Genomic DNA, 20114 nt, shown 5'->3' on the forward strand with positions numbered 1-20114 from the left:
GGGTCCCGGCCCGCCTGCCGTGGTGACCTGGAGGCCTGCTGGCCGCGGGGGGCAGAATGGGCGGGTGACCGCACGTGCCTCCGATCTCGACCCCGCCATTGCCCGGCAGCTCAAGCGGGACGGCTCCGGACTGTTCCCGGCCGTCGCCCAGCAGTACGACTCGGGTGAGGTGCTCATGGTCGGATGGATGGACGACGAGGCGTTGCACCGGACCCTCACCACCGGCCGGGCCACCTACTGGAGCCGCAGCCGGGCCGAGTACTGGGTCAAGGGCGACACCAGCGGGCACGTGCAGTGGGTGCGGTCGGTCGCCCTCGACTGCGACGGCGACACCGTGCTGGTCCAGGTGGACCAGGTGGGCCCGGCCTGCCACACCGGCACGCGTACCTGCTTCACCGCCCGCGAGCTGCAGGTCGGCGGCGCCCGGCCCCTGCAGCCCCCGGCCGTGAACCCCACGCCGACGCCGACCTCCACGCCCATGTCCATGCCGGCAGCGGCGCCGGCGCCGACGACGGGAGCACCACGATGACCACCGGCGAGATCACACCGAGCCGGGCGGAGTTCCACGAGCTCGCCGCGCGCCAGCCGGTCGTCGCGGTGTCCCGCCGCCTGCTCGCCGACGGCGAGACACCGGTCGGGGTCTACCGCAAGCTGGCCGGCGGGCCGGGGACGTTTCTGCTCGAGTCTGCCGAGCACGGGGGCGTGTGGTCGCGTTACTCCTTCGTCGGCGTCCGTGCCGCGGCCACACTCACTGAACGGGACGGGCAGGCCGCCTGGACGGACGGAACCCCGCCGCCCGGTGTCCCGCTCGACGGCGACCCGCTCGATGTCCTGCGTGCCGTGGAACGCCAGCTCTGCTCGGCCCGGCCGAGTGGCACTCCGCCGCTGCTGGGCGGCCTGGTCGGGTACCTCTCGTACGACATCGTCCGGCGCATCGAGCGGTTGCCCGCCCGGGCAACCGACGATCTCGGGATGCCCGAGCTGCGGATGCTCCTGACGACCGACCTGGCCGTCCTCGACCACACCGACGGATCGTGCCAGCTCGTCGCGAACATCTTCACCGGCGCCGGGGACCCGGCCGACCCGGCCGAAGCAGCGGACCTGGCTGGCCCAGGAGCGGCGGGCGGACCGTCCGCGCGGCGGGCGGAGCTGGACGCCGCCTACGACGATGCGGTGCACCGCATCGAGGTGATGACGGCAGATCTCGGCAAGTGGAGTGAGCCGACCGTGGCGACCACAACCGGGGCGTCCACGGGCGTGCGCGACTTCGCCTCCGCAACCCCGCCCGGCGGCTTCCACGCTGCCGTCGAGCGGTCGATCGAGGAGATCCGGGCGGGGGAGTGCTTCCAGATCGTGGTCTCCCAGCGGTTCGAGCGCCCCACCACCGCTGACGCCCTCGACGTCTACCGGGTCCTGCGGGCGTCGAACCCCAGCCCCTACATGTACCTGCTGCGGTTCGCCGATCATGATGTGGTCGGCTCGTCGCCGGAGGCGCACGTCAAGGTCACCGGCCGCCGGGCGTTGCTGCACCCGATCGCGGGCAGCCGGCCGAGGGGCGAGACCCCCGAGCGCGATGCCGAACTGGCTGCCCAGCTCCTGGCCGATCCGAAGGAACGGTCCGAGCACGTGATGCTGGTCGACCTGGTCCGCAATGATCTCGGGCGGGTCTGCGTGCCCGGATCGGTGCGGGTGGTCGAGTTCGCGTCCGTCGAGCGGTTCTCGCACATCATGCACATCGTCTCCACCGTGATCGGTGAGGTGGCGCCCGAGCGCAGCGCGGTCGACGTCCTCGCCGCGACCTTTCCCGCCGGGACGTTGTCGGGAGCGCCCAAGGTGCGGGCCATGGAGATCATCGACGAGCTCGAGCCGACGAGGCGCGGCCTGTACGGCGGGGTCGTGGGATATCTCGATTTCGGCGGTGACCTCGACACCGCGATCGCCATCCGCACAGCGGTCCTCCGTTCAGGAATGGCCTACGTGCAGGCCGGCGCCGGGATCGTGGCGGACTCCGTTCCCGACACCGAGGATCTCGAGAGCCGGACGAAGGCCGCGGCGGTTCTCCGCGCGATCGAGGTGGCGGAGTCGCTCCGCCCGCCGGTATGACAGCGCCCGCCGACCTGCCCGCGCCCGCAGGAAGCCCCGCTCCCGGCGCCCGCCGGGAGCGGGCGCTCGCCATGGTCGCGTGCCTGGTCGGATCCGCCGTCGTCCTGTTCAGCGCCAGCGCGACCTGGGTCTCGGCCCAAGTTCAGGCCGGCACGGGCGGGCAGGCCTCGGCCGTGGCGGCGCCCCTGCCGGTGAAGTGGTCGGGAGAATCGCTCGCCCCGGCCGCCACCGCGCTGGCGCTGCTCGGGCTCGCCGCCACCGTGGCGATCATCGCGACCAGGCGCGTGGGGCGGACCTTGGTGGGCGTGCTCCTGGCGAGTGCAGGGGTCGCGATCTTCCTGATCGTCGGCGGGATCGCCCTCGACCCGATGGCCGCGGTGCGGGGGACCGACGAGGTCAGGGCGCTCGTCCCCATCGGGGATCCGACCATCCTCGATCTTTCCCGCACCGTGGCTCCATGGCTCGCCTCCTTCGGTGGTCTCGTGCTCGCGATCACGGGTGCCGTCGTCGTCGCGCGCGCCGGGACCTGGCCGGCCATGTCCGGCCGCTACCAGGCCCGCGCAGCCGCACCCGCTGACGCCTGGGACGCCATCGAGCGGGGCCAGGACCCCACCTGACCATCAGGACTTCTCCTCTCGTTCGGGGAACGCGTCCCGCGCGGGGGCGGGAGCGCCGTCGACCTTCTGCTCGGGATCTGCCGTCGTGAGCCGGAGCCGCTGGCCGGCCAGGGCGGCGAAGGCCAGGTCATTGCGCTCGATGTCCGCCTCGAGCAGGGAGATGAGCTCGTCCATCCGCGCGATGCGGCGGTCGAGATCCTGAACCTGCACGATCAGCAGGTCATGCTCCGTCACCGGATCGCTCACGGGAACGCGGGACGCCGTGCCCGGGCCTGGCCGCGGAGGGCGGCCGGGCGTGTCTGGCGCGCCGCTGAGCCCCGCCCGACCCGTGCCGCCGGCACGCTCCTCAGGCGCTCTGCGGCCCTCGGTACCGCCTCCGCCGGTCTCGGTCTGGGCACTTGGTGGGGCGGTGAGCCGCGGCGGCGCCGCGCCCACTGATCCGCAGGCCACGGGACTCGCCGGGGAGGGGTCCGCGGCACCCGCTGCGCCAATGGCCGCCGGGCCCGTGGGCCGGGGAGCCGCGGAGCCACCCGGGCTCGTGGCGGGTTGGCCGGGCGCTGGGCGCTCCGACGCCGCGCCGCGTACTCGGGACGATGATCGCGAATTCTGGCTGATCCTCTCGTCGGCGCCACCTTCCGGCGCACTCGGAACGGGCGGCCCGGCGGGGGTGGGAATGCCGCCGGAGACCCGGCGAGCGGACCACACGGCGGCGGCGGACCAGGCCGCGACGAGCCGTTCCGAGCCGCCCCGGCGGGCCCGCGGGTAGGCCGTATCTGACCTCCGTGCCGCGTCCGCGGCGTCTCGAGGCCTCGGCTCGTCACTCCACATCGCGCCTCCCGAATCCACTCGTGTTCGAACGTGTGTTCGATGATACGGGTCGGTGGTGGACCGTCAAAGTGCCGGGTGCGCGGGCGTGTCGCGAGGCGTCTGCCCAGGTGTCGTGCCGTGGTCGCGCGAGTGCGCCCGGTGTCAGGGCCAACAGGAGCACCACTACCGTCAGTCGGGGCTCCGTCGCTCTTCCTGTGATCTCTTGGGTTGGTCTGGCCTCGACGTCGACGTCAGGGGTGCGGCCACTCGGATGGCCAATGCGTGGACAACCACGAATCGTGACGGCTCGGCGTCGCGGGTGGGGGCGACGGGCCTCGGGCTCGAGACTGCCCTACCATCGGCGGCATGGCAGCCGCGACTGGCGCGAGCGCGGGGCGATGAACGCTCTCGAGGAGATCCTCGACGGGGTCAGAGCAGATCTGGCCGTCCGTGAGCGGGAAACGTCCCTGGCAGCTCTGAAACAACGTGTTGAGCGTGTACCCGATCCCCGGGACGCGCTGGCGGTGCTGCGCGCACCGCGGGTTTCGGTGATCGCGGAGATCAAGCGCCGCTCGCCGTCCAGGGGTGCGCTCGCGACGATCGCCGATCCGGCGGCGCTCGCCTCGCTCTACGAGCAGGCGGGCGCCGCGGCGGTCAGCGTCCTCACCGAGCAGCGGCGGTTCGGCGGCTCGCTGGCCGATCTGGACGCCGTCCGGGTGGCCGTCGACATCCCCGTCCTGCGCAAGGACTTCGTGATCTCGCCGTACCAGGTCCTCGAGGCGCGGGCGCATGGCGCCGACATGGTCCTGCTGATCGTGGCCGCACTCGATCAGCCGAGGCTGATCGGGCTGCTCGAGCGGGTCGAGTCGCTGGGCATGACCGCGCTGGTCGAGGTGCACGACGAGACCGAGATGCTGCGGGCGCTCGACGCGGGCGCCCGGCTGGTCGGGGTCAACGCCCGCAACCTGCGCACCCTCGAGGTGGACAGGGAGACCTTCGCCCGGCTCGCGCCGATGGTCCCGCAGGGGGTGCTGAAGGTCGCCGAGTCCGGCGTGCGCGGCCCGCGCGACCTGCTCCAGTACGCGGGTGCCGGGGCGGACGCGGTGCTGGTCGGGGAGGCCGCCGTGACCGGCGGCGACCCGCGCCAGTTCGTCGCCGATCTCGTGACCGCTGGAACGCATCCCGCCACCCGTATCGCGCACTGACCCGCCGACCGCTCGGGCGCTGCGGCAGGCGGTCGGCCGAGCGGTCGCCGGCCGGCCCCGCACGGGTGCTCTGTGTTCGGAGCGTCTCCGGGCGGGGCCCGGCCCCGCACGTCACCTCGGTGGGGGTGGGCGCCGGTACAGTCGAGGCCGTGACAGCTCGATCCGTCGACACCACCGCCGACCCGACCTCCGCCATCGATCCGAGCCGTGCCACCGACCCGAGCCGCGCGACCGGCCCGGTCGAGGTCGGCACGTGGTCGGCCGCCCAGGCGGCGGGGAACTGGCAGGCCGTACCGGATGCCGCCGGTCACTACGGCCGTTTCGGCGGGCGGTTCGTCCCGGAGGCGCTGTTCGCGGCGCTCGACGAGCTCACCGCGGCCTACGAGGCCGCCCGGGTCGACCCCGCCTTCGTCGATGAGCTCGACCGCCTGTTGGCGAGCTACGCCGGGCGCCCGACGCCGCTGACCTCGGCCGACCGGCTCACGGAGCGGATCGGTGGCGCGCGCATCCTGCTCAAGCGCGAGGATCTCGCGCACACCGGCTCACACAAGATCAACAATGTTCTCGGGCAGTGCCTCCTCACCCGGCGGATGGGCAAGACCCGGGTGATCGCCGAGACCGGAGCCGGTCAGCACGGCGTGGCCACCGCCACCGCCTGCGCCCTGCTGGGGCTGGAGTGCGTCGTCTACATGGGCGAGGAGGACACTCGCCGGCAGGCGCTCAACGTCGCCCGGATGCGCCTGCTCGGTGCCGAGGTGGTCCCCGTCGCGTCGGGCAGCCGCACCCTGAAGGACGCCATCAACGAGGCCATGCGCGACTGGGTGGCCACCGTCGACTCGACCCACTACTGCATCGGGTCCGTGATGGGCCCGCACCCGTTCCCGATGATGGTCCGTGACTTCCAGCGGATCATCGGCGTGGAGGCGCGTCAGCAGACGCTCGACCTGCTCGGCCGCCTGCCCGACGCCGTCGTCGCCTGTGTCGGGGGCGGGTCGAACGCGATGGGCGTCTTCCACCGCTTCATCCCGGACACCGAGGTCGCCCTGATTGGCTGCGAGGCCGGCGGCGACGGAGTGGTGACGGGCCGCCACGCCGCGGCGATCGCCGGGGGCGCGCCCGGGGTCCTGCACGGCATGCGGACCTTCCTCCTCCAGGACGCGGACGGCCAGACCCAGGTCTCCCATTCCATCTCGGCCGGGCTCGACTACCCGGGCATCGGCCCTGAGCACGCCCTCCTGCACGAGACCGGCCGGGCCAGCTACCGGGTGGTCGACGACAGTGCCGCGATGGAGGCACTGGCACTGGTCGCGCGGACGGAGGGCATCCTCGTCGCGATCGAGAGCGCACACGCCTTCGCCGGCGCGTTCGAGGTGGCCCGTGAGCTCGGCCCGGACGCCGTCGTCCTGGTCAACTGCTCCGGCCGGGGGGACAAGGACGTCGACACGGCCGCCCGCTGGTTCGATCTGCTGGACACGGACGACACGGACGCCGAGTCTCGGGGCGAGGGCGCAGCCCCGGCCACCGAACCGTCCGCCTGACGACAACGACGAGGAACGGACGCACGGTGCGGAGTCAAGTGGCGCACGACCAGTCGGCCCAGCAGGCATGGGCCCAGGAGCAGCCGGCGCGCGACCAGCCGGCGCCGAGCCGGCTCGAGCCGTCCGGGCAGCGGCCGGCCCGGCGCGGCGGGCCGAGCCCGCTGGACGAGGCCTTCGCGGCCGCGCGCAAGGACGGGCGGGCGGTGCTCGTCGGCTATCTCCCCGCCGGGTTCCCGACGGTGGACCGCGGCATCGCGGCGATGCGGGCGATGGTCGCGGCGGGCGTGGACGTCGTCGAGGTCGGCCTGCCCTACTCGGATCCGACGATGGACGGCCCGGTCATCCAGGACGCCGCGGACACCGCGCTGCGCGGCGGCGTGACCACCAGGGACGTGCTGCGCACGGTCGAGGCGGTCGCCGAGACCGGGGCCCCCACCCTGGTGATGACCTACTGGAACCCGGTGGAGCGGTACGGCATGGAGGCGTTCGCCGCCGACCTGGCCGCCGCCGGCGGGGCCGGGGCGATCACCCCCGACCTGCCGCCGGAGGAGGCCGGCCCGTGGCTCGCGGCCAGCGCCACCCACGGCCTCGACCCGGTCTTCCTGGTCGCGCCGAGCTCGACCACCGAACGGCTGCGCCTGGTGACGGCGCACAGCGGCGGCTTCGTCTACGCGGCGTCGACCATGGGCGTCACCGGTGCGCGCGCCGCCGTCGGTGTGAAGGCGGCCGGCCTGGTCGCCCGGGTCCGGGAGGTGACCGACCTGCCTGTGGCGGTTGGCCTCGGCGTCAGCACCGGTGCTCAGGCGTCCGAGGTGGCCGGCTTCGCCGACGGCGTCATCGTGGGCTCGGCGCTGGTCCGGGCCCTGGCGGCCGACGCGCGGGACGGCGCCGACGGCGTCGGTGCGATCGAGCGGCTGGCGGCTGAGCTCGCCGCCGGCGTGCGTTCGGCCACCGCCTGACCAAGGCGGCCTCCGGTCGTCCCGCGCTCGCCGCGGCCTGCGGGCTGCCGCCGTCCGCAGGCGTTCGCCGCTGTCCGCTGCCATCCGGCGGCGTGGCGGGCGTGGGTCTGTCGGTGGTCGGCGGGCTGGCCTCGCTGCCGGCTGAGTACGGGGAGATAGCCTGACGCTCGTGGTGCTCGCTGCGATACCCAGTCCTTCCCGAGGGGTCGTGCATCTGGGACCAGTCCCGTTGCGCGCCTATGCGTTGATGATCGTCCTGGGGATCATCGTCGCTGTCGCCGTCACAGCCCGGCGGTTGCGGGCCCGGGGTGCGGATCCAGTGATCGCCAGCGAGGTGGCGTACTGGGCGGTCCCGTTCGGGATCGTCGGCGCGCGGATCTACCACGTCGTCAGCAGCCCCGAGGCCTACTTCGGTACGGACGGCGATCTGCTGGCCGTGTTCGAGGTGTGGAACGGCGGCCTGGCGATCTGGGGCGCCGTCTCCGGCGGCGCGCTCGGCGCCTGGATCGCCTGCCGCCGGATGCGCGTCTCGTTCGGCCTGTTCGCCGACGCGCTCGCGCCGGGCCTCGCCCTCGCGCAGGCGATCGGGCGCTGGGGTAACTGGTTCAACCAGGAGTTGTACGGCCGCGCGACGGACGTGCCCTGGGCGGTCCGTATCGACCCGGCCCACCAGATGATCCCGGGCGTGGCGACGTACCACCCGACGTTCCTCTACGAGTCGCTGTGGAACCTCGCGGTCGCCGGGGTGCTTCTGCTGGTCGACAGGCGTTGGCGGCTGGGCCGCGGCCGGCTGTTCTTCCTCTACGTGGCGCTTTACACCATCGGAAGGCTGTGGATCGAGGCCCTGCGGATCGACACCGCGGAGAAGGTCCTCGGGCTGCGGATCAACATCTGGGTCTCGATCGCGGTCTTCCTGCTGGCCCTGCTGGCGCTGGCGTTGGTCCGTCGCCCGATCGACCCGGACGTCGGCTGGACCAGCCCCGCCACCGACGGCGCCGTCACCGCCACCGCCACCGGTGACGGTGACGGTGACGGTGACGGCGAGACGGCAGCCACGGGTGCCGTCGCCCCGGTCGGTGCCTCCGTCGGCTCCGCCGCGGATTCCGGCGGTGTGGCCGCCGGCGGTAACACCGCGGCGGCTCCCGGCATGGGGCCAGCCGACGGCCAGGCCGCGCCCGGCGGACCCGCCGGGCCGAGTGGCGGTGCCAGCGGTGTTGGCGGTGCGGTCGGCGGCGGTGCGAGCGGTGCCAGCGGTGCGGTCGCCGCCGCCGGCGGCCTGGCCGGCGCTACCGGGACCGCCGGTGACCCGGTCACCGAGCCAGCCGCGCCCGGCCTGCCGGCGCCGTCCGGCCACGACCAGCGGTCGGGGTAGGCCGCCTCGCCCGGCGGCGGGGATCACTGGCGCGGTCGCCGGGCCCGCGACCGAGTTGATGTTTCGGGCGAACCCCCGCCCGATCAGGACAGCTCCGTGTCCCCGGGACGTCGGTGTCCCGGGGGACGTTCGCGGCCGCCGGACCCTGGAATCGGTCCGTTCCTCGGCCGGGCGGACCGGCGGCCGGACGAGATCCGTACACTGCGGACCGGGAGTGTGTCGTCACCCGGGCCGGCTGTCCGTCCGGGCCGGGTCGCCGGGTGACGCGTTCGGTGACAACGATGTTGCCTCGCTGTGACATTTTCTGTCATCGACGCCTTTTACCTGAACTTCGTTGATCGTCCAGGAAATCTGCCGTCATCTTGCTGTGACCTGGCGGACATTAGCGATCACGGCGGATCCGGCGCGCTCATGGCACACTCGGTAGAGGCGTGGAGCTGGCGACCAGCCCGTCATCTCGTCGCGCCGCCCTCCGGACAGCGTCGTCCGCTCCCATCGGCCCTTGAAGATGGACAGGACACCGCCGGATGCCGACTGCGCAAGGTCTCTACGACCCCACCTTCGAACACGATGCCTGTGGCGTCGGCTTCGTCGTCGATGTGCACGGCCGGCGCAGTCATGAGCTGGTCGATCAGGGTCTGACCGTGCTGCGCAATCTCGATCACCGGGGCGCGTCGGGCAGCGATCCCGATACCGGTGACGGCGCGGGCATCCTCGTCCAGGTCCCGGACGGCTTCTTCCGTGACGTCGTCGAGTTCGCGCTGCCCGCGCCCGGTCGGTACGCGGTGGGCACCGTGTTCCTGCCGCAGGTCGCCGGCGAGCGTGACGACGCCGTCCGGACCATCAGCCGGATCGTCCGCCAGGAGGGCCTGCGTGTCCTGGGGTGGCGGGAGGTGCCGACCGTCAGCCACATCGTCGGCCACGCCGCCCGTGAGGTCGAGCCGTGGATGCGGCAGATCTTCCTCGCGCTGCCCGGCACGCCGACGCGGCCGCGCGTCGCGCCCGTCACGGCCGACGGAGCCGAGATCGCCGGTGCTGCCGGGGCCGCTGACGGCGTAGGCACGGCGGTCCTCGCCGTCGATCCGTCCGCGTCCGCGCCCGGGCCCGACGGCTTCGACGCCATGGAGCTCGAGCGCCGCGCGTTCTGCGTGCGCAAGCGGGTGCGCCGGGAGACCGGCGTGTACATGCCCTCGCTGTCGTCGCGGACCATCGTCTACAAGGGGATGCTGACCACCCATCAGCTTTCCGCCTACTTCCCGGACCTCGACGACCCGCGGTTCGCCAGCGCCATCGCGCTGGTCCACAGCCGGTTCTCGACGAACACGTTCCCGAGCTGGCCGCTGGCCCACCCGTACCGGCTGATCGCCCACAACGGCGAGATCAACACGGTGCGCGGCAACCGCAACTGGATGCGGGCGCGGGAGGCGCTGCTCGCCAGCGACCTCATCCCCGGCGACCTGTCCCGGCTGTTCCCGATCTGCGCGGACGGCGCCAGCGACTCGGCCAGCTTCGACGAGGTGCTGGAGCTGCTGCACCTGGGCGGCCGGTCGCTGCCGCACGCGGTGCTGATGATGATCCCCGAGGCGTGGGAGAACCACGAGGAGATGGACGCGGCCCGCCGGGCCTTCTACCGCTTCCACTCCGCGCTCATGGAGCCCTGGGACGGGCCGGCGTCCATCGCGTTCACCGATGGCACGGTCATCGGCGCGGTGCTCGACCGCAACGGCCTGCGTCCGTCCCGGTACTGGGTGACCGACGACGGCCTGGTCGTGATGGCCTCCGAGGTCGGCGTGCTCGACATCCCGCCGCACCGGGTGGTGCGCAAGGGGCGCCTGCAGCCGGGCCGGATGTTCCTCGTCGACACCGCGCAGGGCCGGATCGTCAGCGACGACGAGATCAAGTCCGAGCTGGCCTCCGCCGCCCCGTACGAGGAGTGGCTGCACGCCGGGCTGATCTCCCTCGACGACCTGCCCGAGCGCGAGCACGTCCTGTACGGGCACTCGTCCGTCATGCGCCGCCAGCAGGTGTTCGGCTACTCCCAGGAGGAGCTGCGGATCATCATCGGCCCGATGGCCCGTACCGGGGCCGAGCCGATCGGGTCGATGGGCACCGACACCCCGGTCGCGGTGCTCTCCAGCCGGCCGCGGCTGCTGTTCGACTACTTCACCCAGCTGTTCGCGCAGGTCACGAACCCGCCGCTGGACGCCATCCGGGAGGAGCTGGTCACCAGCCTCGGGCGCACGCTGGGCCCGGAGGGGAACCTGCTCGCGCCGTCCCCGGCGTCGGCGCGCATGGTGCACCTGCCGTTCCCGGTGATCAGTAACACCCAGCTCGCGCGGATCATCGGCATCAACGACGACGGTGACATGCCCGGGTTCGCCTCGGTGACCGTGCGTGGTCTCTACGACGTCGCCGGCGGCGGGGCGGCGCTGGCCGCGCGGCTGGCGGAGATCTGTTCCGGCGTCAGCGAGGCGATCGCCGACGGTGCCCGCATTGTGGTCCTCTCGGACCGCGACTCCGATGAGCGCAAGGCACCGATCCCGTCGCTGCTGCTGACGGCCGCCGTCCACCACCACCTGATCCGGGAGAAGACCCGGACGAAGGTCGGCCTGATCGTCGAGTGCGGCGACGCCCGGGAGGTCCACCACATCGCCCTGCTCACCGGGTACGGCGCGGCGGCGGTCAACCCGTACCTGGCGTTCGAGTCGATCGACGACCTCCTCGCCCGCGGCGAGCTCACCGGCATCGAGCGCGAGCAGGCCGAGAAGAACCTGATCAAGGGCCTCGGCAAGGGTCTGCTCAAGGTGATGTCCAAGATGGGTATCTCGACGGTGGCGAGCTACACCGGCGCCCAGGTCTTCGAGGCGATCGGGCTCGCCCAGGAGCTCGTCGACCAGTACTTCGTCGGCACCCCGAGCCGGCTGGACGGCGTCGGCATCGACGTCATCGCGGAGGAGGTCGCGGCCCGCCACCGGCGCGCCTACCCGACCGTCCCGTCCGAGCTGGCGCACCGCACCCTCGAGGTCGGCGGCGAGTACCAGTGGCGGCGCGAGGGCGAGCTGCACCTGTTCAACCCGGAGACGGTCTTCCTGCTCCAGCACTCCACCCGCAGCCGTCAGTACGACCTGTTCCGTCAGTACACCGCGAAGGTCGACGGCCTCTCCCGGGAGAACGCGACGCTGCGCGGGCTGTTCGAGCTGCGTACCCGCGGGCGGGCGCCGATCCCGATCGACCAGGTCGAGCCGGTGTCGGAGATCGTGAAGCGGTTCGCGACCGGCGCCATGTCGTACGGCTCGATCAGCGCCGAGGCGCACGAGACGCTGGCGATCGCGATGAACCGCCTGGGTGGGAAGTCGAACACCGGTGAGGGCGGCGAGGACGCGCGCCGGTTCCTTCCCGACGAGAACGGCGACCTGCGCCGCTCGGCGGTCAAGCAGGTCGCGAGCGGCCGGTTCGGCGTGACCAGCGAGTACCTGGCGAACGCGGACGACATCCAGATCAAGATGGCGCAGGGCGCGAAGCCGGGGGAGGGCGGCCAGCTGCCCGGGCACAAGGTGTACCCGTGGATCGCGAAGACCCGGCACTCCACGCCGGGCGTGGGTCTGATCTCGCCGCCGCCGCACCACGACATCTACTCGATCGAGGATCTCGCCCAGCTCATCCACGACCTGAAGAACGCCAACCCGAAGGCCCGGGTGCACGTCAAGCTCGTCGCCGAGGTCGGCGTCGGGACGGTGGCCGCGGGAGTCTCCAAGGCGCACGCCGACGTCGTGCTCATCTCCGGCCACGACGGCGGCACCGGCGCCTCCCCACTGACCTCGCTCAAGCATGCCGGCGCCCCCTGGGAGCTCGGGCTCGCCGAGACCCAGCAGACGCTGCTGCTCAACGGCCTGCGGGACCGGATCGTCGTCCAGGTCGACGGCCAGATGAAGACCGGGCGGGACGTCGTCGTCGGCGCGCTCCTCGGCGCCGAGGAGTTCGGTTTCGCCACGGCGCCGCTTGTCGTCGCGGGCTGCGTGATGATGCGCGTCTGCCACCTCGACACCTGCCCCGTCGGCGTGGCGACGCAGAACCCGGAGCTGCGCGCGCGTTTCACCGGCCGGCCGGAGTTCGTCGAGGCGTTCTTCACCTTCATCGCCGAGGAGGTCCGGGAGCACCTGGCCGCCCTCGGGCTGCGCAGCATCGCCGAGGCGGTGGGGCGGGTCGACCTGCTCGACGCCCGCGCCGCCATCGACCACTGGAAGGCCTCCGGGCTCGACATCACCCCGCTGCTGCACACCCCGGAGCGGCCGTTCGGCGGCTCGCTGCACTGCACCGCCAGCCAGGACCACGGGCTCGACAAGGCCCTGGACAACTCCCTGATCCAGCTCTGCGAGGGCGCGATCGAGGACGGCCGTCCGGTCTGGCTGGAGATGCCGATCCGCAACGTCAACCGGACGGTCGGGACCATGCTCGGCTACGAGGTGACGAAGCGGTACGGGGCCGCCGGCCTGCCCGACGACACGATCTCGCTGCGGTTCACCGGCTCCGCGGGGCAGAGCTTCGGGGCGTTCGTGCCGCGCGGGATGACCCTCACCCTCGAGGGCGACGTCAACGACTACACCGGCAAGGGGCTGTCCGGCGGGCGGATCATCGTCTTCCCGCCGAAGGAGTCGCCGCTGCGCGCCGAGGAGAACACCGTCGCGGGCAACGTGCTGCTCTACGGCGCGACCGCCGGCGAGGCGTTCTTCCGCGGCATCGTCGGCGAGCGGTTCTGCGTGCGCAACTCCGGAGCCACCGCGGTCGTCGAGGGGGTCGGCGACCACGGCTGCGAGTACATGACCGGCGGTACGGTGGTGGTTCTCGGGCCGATCGGGCGCAACTTCGCGGCCGGCATGAGTGGCGGCGTGGCCTACCTGTACAAGCCGGTCAGCCAGCGCATCAACACCGAGATGGTGGACGTCGATCCGCTCGACGACGACGACCGGTCCGCGCTGCGCGGCATCGTCGAGAAGCACTACCGGGAAACCGGTTCGGCCATCGCGTCCCGGTTGATCGCCAACTGGGCCGGCGCCCAGGAGGACTTCGTCAAGGTCATGCCGAAGGACTACAAGCGGGTACTGGCGGCGATGCGGAGCGCCGAGGAGCAGGGCCTGTCGGTGGAGGATGCGATCATGGCCGCCGCGCGAGTCTGACCGGCGCGGCAGCCCACCTCGCGGCGATCCTTCGCGCGAGCGCGGTTTTCGGAGGACGATTCTCCGCACCGTTGCAGATCGACCGCCAGACCGTACGACGCACCAGACCGTACGACGCACCAGACCGTACGACGCACCAGACCGAATGACGCGCCAGCCCGACCGGACGTCGACCGAGCGGGCGTCGACTGACCCAACGACCGACCGAACGAACGTCGACCGACATCACGGCCGGGAACGCGATGCCGGCGTCCCCGAACCATCAGCGGGGCACGCGGGGCGGACACGTCACAGCGGCCTCATGGAACCGACAGGAGCGGCATGGCTGACCCGACCGGCTTTCTCAAGCACCGCCGGGAGCTGCCCACGCGCCGACCGGTGGACGTGCGCATCACCGACTGGCGCGAGGTGTACGAGTCGTTCCCGGAGCCGGCGCTGCGTGACCAGGCGGGCCGGTGCATGGACTGCGGCATCCCGTTCTGCCACGAGGGCTGCCCGCTCGGGAACATCATTCCCGAGTGGAACGACCTCGCCCGCCGCTCGGACTGGTCCGAGGCGATCGAACGGCTGCACGCGACGAACAACTTCCCGGAGTTCACCGGGCGGCTGTGCCCCGCGCCGTGCGAGGCGGCCTGCGTGCTGGGCATCGGGGACGACCCGGTGACCATCAAGCAGATCGAGGTCACCATCATCAACCGTGCCATCTCGGACGGGTCGGTCGTGCCGGTGCCGCCGTCGGTGCGCACGGGCCGCCGCGTCGCGGTCGTCGGCTCGGGCCCGGCCGGCCTCGCCGCCGCCCAGCAGCTCACCCGGGCCGGCCACGAGGTGGTCGTCTACGAGCGGGCCGACCGCGCCGGCGGCCTGCTCCGCTACGGCATCCCCGAGTTCAAGATGGAGAAGCGGGTCCTCGACAACCGTCTGGCCCAGATGGAGGCCGAGGGGACGTCGTTCGTCACCTCGTGCAACGTGGGCGTCGACATCACCGCCGACGAGCTGCGTTCGTCCTACGACGCGGTCGTCCTGGCCGGCGGGTCGACGGTGGGGCGTGACCTTCCCGTCCCCGGGCGGGAGCTGCGGGGCATCCACCTGGCCATGGAGTTCCTGGTCCCGGCGAACCGGGTGCAGCAGGGGGACCTGGCCGAGACGACGATCTCCGCTGCCGGCAAGCGGGTCGTGATCATCGGCGGTGGCGACACCGGGGCGGACTGCCTGGGCACCTCGCACCGGCAGGGCGCGCTGTCCGTCCACCAGCTCGAGATCATGCCGAGGCCGCCCGCCTCCCGGCCGCCGGCGAATCCGTGGCCGTCCTTCCCGATCGTCTACCGGGTGTCCAGTGCGCACGAGGAGGGCGGCGAGCGGGTCTTCGCCGTCTCCACCGAGCGCTTCGTCGGCGATGACGAGGGCAACGTGCGGGCCCTGCTCATGCACGAGGTCCAGATGGTCGACGGGCGCTTCCAGAAGATCGAGGGCAGCGAGACCGAGCTGCCGTGCGACCTGGTGCTGCTGGCGATGGGCTTCGTCGGCCCGGAGCGCCCCGGCCTGCTCGAGCAGCTCGGCGTCGACCTGGACGCCCGCGGCAACGTCGCCCGCGATCTTGGTTGGTCGACGTCGGTGCCCGGCGTGTTCGTGGCCGGTGACATGGGCCGTGGCCAGTCCCTGATCGTCTGGGCCATCGCGGAGGGGCGCTCGGCGGCCGCCGCCGTCGACCGGCACCTGATGGGGACGACAGACCTGCCGGCTCCGATCCTGCCGACCCGCCGGCCCTGACCCCGAGCCCGGCCGGGCGTTCGCTCGGCCGGGCTCGATCGTCGTCGGCCCGGTCCGGGTGGGGCCATTGGACCCGTCCACCCGGCTCCACCCGTCCGTGGGTCCCTGGTTGCGGATCGGGGTGGATTTCACCTGTTGGGGAGGTCGACCGTTGGGTGAGCTAGCTCGCGTCGCGTCCGGTCTGCCCCGGTTCACCGTCGCGGCGGCTCTACTGGAAGCCAACCAGCCGGTACCGTGCAGGCCATGAGGCTCGTGCTGCTTGGCCCGCCCGGCGCCGGCAAGGGGACCCAGGCCGCGCGGATCAGCGCGCGCCACGGCGTGCCGGCGATCTCGACCGGTCAGCTCTTCGACCAGCAGATCTCCGCCGGGTCGCCGCTGGGCCGGCGGGCCGAGCACTATGTCCGGGCCGGTGAGCTCGTCCCGGACGAGATCGTCCTGGACATGGTCGCCGAGCGCCTCGCCACCGGCATCGACTGCGAGGTGGGGTTCCTGCTCGACGGCTTCCCCCGGACGCTGCCGCAGGCCGAGGCGCTCGACCGCATGCTGACCGCCACCTGCGGGCCACTCCACCTGGTCCTCGACCTCGACGTCGACGAGACCGAGGTGCTCGCCCGGATCGGCCGGCGCTCGCTGTCCGAGGGCCGCCTCGACGACAACCAGGAGACGGCGCGGCGGCGGCTGAAGGTGTTCGCCGAGGAGACGGCCCCGCTGCGCAGCCACTATGCCGAGCAGGGTCTCCTGCGCACCGTAGACGGCACCGGCATGCCGGACGAGGTCGCCGCCCGTATCGAGGAGATCCTCGCGGCGGCGGCCCATCCCGAGTTGCGGGCGGCCCGTCCCTGACGTGACCTTCGGGTGTCCGGGCGGGTCGAGAGATCCCGTGGCGGGATAAATTGGACCTGTCAGTGACGGCATGCGGTGACAGGTCGGGGATGGCCGGATGGGTTCTGGGATGCCGGCGCGTTCTGGGATCCGGGCGCGCGCTCGCCGGTGGGTGGCCATGTCCGGCTCGGGAGCTGAGGGTCCTGCGGGTTCCGCCCCGGATGTAAGGCACGGCCTGCCCGCTCCCAGGGACGGCGGTCCCTCCTCCACGGCTGGCCCGACCGGCGCGACCGGAGCGGAGTCCGCGGCCGCGCCGGATTCGGCGAGCCCCGCCGGCTTCGCCGGTGCTGGTGGCTCCGGTCGCTCCAGGCGCGGGTGGCGTTCCGGCCGCCTCCCGGATGCCGGGCGGTCCCGGGCCTCGGGCGGGCGGGTCGTGCGGGACAGCCCCCGGCGTCGGGCGGGCCAGTGGGGGCTGGCCGTGTTGCTGGCGCTCCTCTGGCTGCCCTTCGTCGTGCTCGCCACCTCGCGCACGACCGTTCTGAGCGCGGACTTCTACTCCCAGGCGCTCACCGAGGCGAACGCCTACGACCGCCTCTACACCGAGGTGCTGCCCGACCCCGCCGTCGAATCCCTGCTCTCCGGCCTGCCCGTCGACCCCACCCTGGTCACCGCGAACCTGCGCACGGTGCTGCCGCCGTCGACGGTGGAGGCGATGACCGACGAGCAGATCGGGCGCATCGTCGACTACCTGCGCGCGCGCCAGGACGACATCGAGTTCAGCGTCGACCTGACCCCGATCTTCGGCAACATCTCCGGCCTGGCCAACCGCTACATCGCGGGCGAGATCGGCACCGGCACGAGCTACCAGGTCGAGTCGGTCACCCAGTTCACCCGCTCCGTCCTCGACGCGCTCGACGACATCGTCGCCGGTCGACCGCCCACCGCGCTGCCCACCATGGAGCTCTCGGCGCAGGACACCGACCGGGTGGTGGAGGCGGTGCTCGGCCGGCTGAAGCCGGCGGACCGCGACGCGGTGGCCGCCCCCCTGCGCGCGGACCTGCGCTCCGGTGACGTGGCCGGAGCGCTGGCCCGGGTCGGTCCGCTGCTGTTCGAGGGCGACGAGCGGGCGGTCGGCGAGATGCGCGCCCACCTCACCGACGGTGCCGTGCTCAACCTGGGCGTCCGCCTCTCCGACCTGCGCGACGAGCCCGCGATCAGCGCCGTGTCCAAGCTGCACGACGTCTCGGCGGCGCTCGACGGGCTCAGCCTGGCGCTGCTGGGCCTCGCCGGGCTGATCTGCGTGGCGATCGTCGCACTGGCAGCCGCCCGCGGCCGGTCCCGGATGCGGGCGCTGGCGGGGGCGGTCGTCGTCGCCGGGGTCGCGGCGGGCGTCCTGGGCGTGGTGCTGCGGATGCTGCTGCCTAACCCGCTGCTCGCCCTGGAGAAGCCCGGTGGGCCGCTGCCGCCCGGCGCCGGCGCGGTGCTCGCCGACTTCTCCCGGCACGCGTACGGCGACATCGAGTCCGACTACCTGCGCATCGTCGCCTGGACGCTCGCGGTGGGGCTGGCGATCCTCGGCGGCGCGCTGCTCGTGGCACTCTCCGCGCGCTGGGGCCGGGCCGGCCGGCGCCGCCGCCTCGCCGCCGGCTTCGCCGTGGCCGCCCCGATGATGATCGTGCTGACCTGGCTCGCCTTCCCCGGTGCCGCGGCGAACGCGCGGGAGCTGTGTAACAGCCAGGTCCGCCTGTGCGACAGCCGGTACGATGAGGTGACCTACCTGGCCACCCACAACGCGATGGCGACCAGCGAGGACCGCTTCCTCGGCCCGACCCAGGACCCGTCACTGGTGCACCAGCTCGACCTCGGGGTGCGCGCCCTGCTGCTCGACGTCCACCACTGGACGACGCCCGAGCAGGTGGACGCCGTCCTCGAGACGTTGCCGCCCTCGACCCGCACGGCCATCGAGCCGCTGACCCGCAACGCCCGGTCGGCCCGGCCGGGGCTGTGGCTGTGCCACAACCTGTGCCAGCTCGGGGCGCTCGACCTGACCGCGGAACTCGGCCAGGTCCGGGACTGGATGGACCGAAACCCCACCGAGGTGGTGACGTTGATCATTCAGGATCAGGTGCCCGCGCCGGAGATCGCCGGCGCCGTCGCGCAGGCCGGCCTGTCCCGCATCGTCGCCACCCCGCCGGCCGATGAGGACGGCGAGTGGCCCACGTTGCGGGAGATGGTCGAGTCCGGCCGGCGCCTCGTCGTCTTCACCGAGAGCCAGGACATGCCCGGGACATTCCTGCGCAGTTTCTACCGCTACGCGTCGGACACCCCGTTCTCGGTGGACTCCCCGGAGAAACTGACCGGCTGCGCCCGCCTGCGGGGAGCCGCGGGATCGCCGCTGCTCCTGCTCAACAACTGGGTGACGGACGCGGCACCCAGCCGGCAGGCCGCCGTGGTCGCGAACCGTGCCGACCGGATCCTCACGCGGTCCAGGCAGTGCGAGACCGAACAGGGCCGGCGCCCCACCTTCGTCGCGGTCGATTTTGTCAACATCGGTGACGCGGCCGCCGCGGTCGACCGGTTGAACGCCGTCAACTGACCGCTTTGCGGTTAATGTCGGAGGCTATCTGGCTGATTCATAATTCTGAATGACAGACCGCGCATTGTCGGTGCGGAGATGAGACGTCCCCGCCGGGGGATGTTTACTGCGCGCAAGGCAATATACGGCTATGGGTGGTATGGATCCTCGGTGCAGATCTCGCCGTTTCGAACACGCCAGATCAGCGACCGGCACACTGGTGATGTCCGCCGTGCTGGTGGGAGTACCCGCCGGTACCGGCCTCGGTGGCCACGGCCTGGCGGCGGCCTGGGCGACGACCGGCGCGGCCGCACCGGCACCCCCGTCAACCGGCCCACCCGCCCTGCCCGGTTCACCTGTCCTGCCCGCACCGCCCGCTCCGCCCGCACCGCCGGCTCCGCCCGCACCGCCCGCACCGCCCGCACCGCCGGCTCCGCCCGCACCGCCGGCTCCGCCGGCTCCGCCGGAGCCGGTTCTCGCGGCCGGGACGGACCTTCCGGGCCTGCTCGGCCCGGGTGACCAGGGAGCGCCCGTGCTCGCTCTCCAGCGACGGCTGGTCGAGCTGGGCTACTGGCTCGGCGAGCCCAACGGGATCTACGGAGCCCTGACGGTGCAGGCCGTCCTCGCCGCCCAGAAGGTCGCCGGACTGGAGCGGGACGGCTTGGTGGGCCCGGCCACCTGGGCGTCGCTCCGGCAGGGCCCCCGACCGCTGGCCGTCACCGGTTCGGGCCTGGCGCTGGAGGTCGATGTCGCGCGCCAGCTGCTGCTCGTCGTCCAGGACGGATCGGTCCGCCAGATCCTCAACACCTCGACCGGGACGGAGCGCTGGTACGAGGTGCGCGGCCAGCGCCTCCTCGCCGACACCCCGCGGGGTACCTGGCATGTGTACCGGCAGGTCGACGGCGTGGACCCGGGCCCACTCGGCGGCCTGTACCGGCCGAAGTACTTCCACACCGACGGGATCGCGGTGCACGGCTACGTGTCCGTGCCGGGCCGCGCGGCGTCCCACGGCTGCGTTCGGGTCACCAACGAGGCGATGGACTGGCTGTGGGCGGCGGGTATCGGCGCGATCGGGACGACGGTGCTGGTCCGCTGACGGCCCCGGCCGGGTGCCCCCGCCGGGGCCGAACGCGGCCGAATCGTGCGGACGGGTCGGGTGGGGAGCGTCGTCCGCG

13 protein-coding genes are annotated in these 20114 nt (G+C 72.7%); 12 read left to right on the plus strand and 1 reads right to left on the minus strand.

Going from position 1 to position 20114, the window contains the following annotated elements:
• Window positions 1-64 precede the first annotated feature (64 nt).
• The 3 genes from hisI to FRANEAN1_RS09485 are packed head-to-tail and all read left to right on the plus strand — an operon-like array spanning window position 65 to window position 2720.
• On the plus strand, window positions 65-529 hold the full coding sequence (gene hisI, locus FRANEAN1_RS09475) for a phosphoribosyl-AMP cyclohydrolase (RefSeq protein WP_041253910.1): 465 nt from the start codon (window positions 65-67) through the stop codon (window positions 527-529).
• Window positions 526-2103: an anthranilate synthase component I gene (locus tag FRANEAN1_RS09480; protein ID WP_020459533.1), complete on the plus strand. Its 1578-nt coding sequence runs from the start codon at window positions 526-528 to the stop codon at window positions 2101-2103. Before hisI ends, FRANEAN1_RS09480 begins: the two co-directional genes overlap by 4 nt.
• Window positions 2100-2720 (plus strand): Trp biosynthesis-associated membrane protein, encoded by a 621-nt coding sequence (locus tag FRANEAN1_RS09485; protein WP_020459534.1) that lies wholly within the window; start codon window positions 2100-2102, stop codon window positions 2718-2720. The genes FRANEAN1_RS09480 and FRANEAN1_RS09485 overlap by 4 nt, the downstream gene beginning before the upstream one ends.
• A gap of 3 nt (window positions 2721-2723) precedes the next feature.
• Here the strand turns inward: FRANEAN1_RS09485 and FRANEAN1_RS09490 are convergent, their stop codons facing one another.
• On the minus strand, window positions 2724-2954 hold the full coding sequence (locus FRANEAN1_RS09490; RefSeq protein WP_041253912.1) for a hypothetical protein: 231 nt from the start codon (window positions 2952-2954) through the stop codon (window positions 2724-2726).
• A 971-nt stretch (window positions 2955-3925) separates the two neighbouring features.
• Between FRANEAN1_RS09490 and trpC the strand changes: the two genes are divergently transcribed.
• From trpC to FRANEAN1_RS09535, 9 genes are all read left to right on the plus strand, one after another.
• Window positions 3926-4732: an indole-3-glycerol phosphate synthase TrpC gene (gene trpC, locus FRANEAN1_RS09495; protein ID WP_020459536.1), complete on the plus strand. Its 807-nt coding sequence runs from the start codon at window positions 3926-3928 to the stop codon at window positions 4730-4732.
• A gap of 149 nt (window positions 4733-4881) precedes the next feature.
• Entirely contained in the window at window positions 4882-6270 is a 1389-nt protein-coding gene (gene trpB, locus FRANEAN1_RS09500) for a tryptophan synthase subunit beta (protein WP_347177050.1), read from the plus strand.
• A gap of 161 nt (window positions 6271-6431) precedes the next feature.
• Window positions 6432-7229: a tryptophan synthase subunit alpha gene (gene trpA, locus FRANEAN1_RS09505; RefSeq protein WP_041255705.1), complete on the plus strand. Its 798-nt coding sequence runs from the start codon at window positions 6432-6434 to the stop codon at window positions 7227-7229.
• A 208-nt stretch (window positions 7230-7437) separates the two neighbouring features.
• Window positions 7438-8601 (plus strand): prolipoprotein diacylglyceryl transferase, encoded by a 1164-nt coding sequence (gene lgt / locus FRANEAN1_RS09510; RefSeq protein WP_020459539.1) that lies wholly within the window; start codon window positions 7438-7440, stop codon window positions 8599-8601.
• Window positions 8602-9128: 527 nt separating this feature from the next.
• The gene (gene gltB / locus FRANEAN1_RS09515) at window positions 9129-13775 is read left to right on the plus strand and encodes a glutamate synthase large subunit (protein WP_020459540.1); all 4647 of its coding nucleotides are present in this window, start codon (window positions 9129-9131) and stop codon (window positions 13773-13775) included.
• A gap of 321 nt (window positions 13776-14096) precedes the next feature.
• Window positions 14097-15542, plus strand: a complete 1446-nt coding sequence (locus FRANEAN1_RS09520) for a glutamate synthase subunit beta (RefSeq protein ID WP_020459541.1) — start codon at window positions 14097-14099, stop codon at window positions 15540-15542.
• 243 nt (window positions 15543-15785) lie between these two features.
• The gene (locus FRANEAN1_RS09525) at window positions 15786-16385 is read left to right on the plus strand and encodes an adenylate kinase (protein WP_020459542.1); all 600 of its coding nucleotides are present in this window, start codon (window positions 15786-15788) and stop codon (window positions 16383-16385) included.
• Window positions 16386-16797: 412 nt separating this feature from the next.
• Complete coding sequence (locus FRANEAN1_RS09530; RefSeq protein ID WP_020459543.1) at window positions 16798-18960, plus strand: membrane protein; 2163 nt, start codon at window positions 16798-16800, stop codon at window positions 18958-18960.
• 211 nt (window positions 18961-19171) lie between these two features.
• On the plus strand, window positions 19172-20035 hold the full coding sequence (locus FRANEAN1_RS09535) for a L,D-transpeptidase family protein (protein WP_347177051.1): 864 nt from the start codon (window positions 19172-19174) through the stop codon (window positions 20033-20035).
• The last annotated feature ends 79 nt before the right edge of the window (window positions 20036-20114 follow it).

Origin of the sequence: Parafrankia sp. EAN1pec (genome assembly GCF_000018005.1) — a bacterium.
Lineage (GTDB): Bacteria > Actinomycetota > Actinomycetes > Frankiales > Frankiaceae > Parafrankia > Parafrankia soli.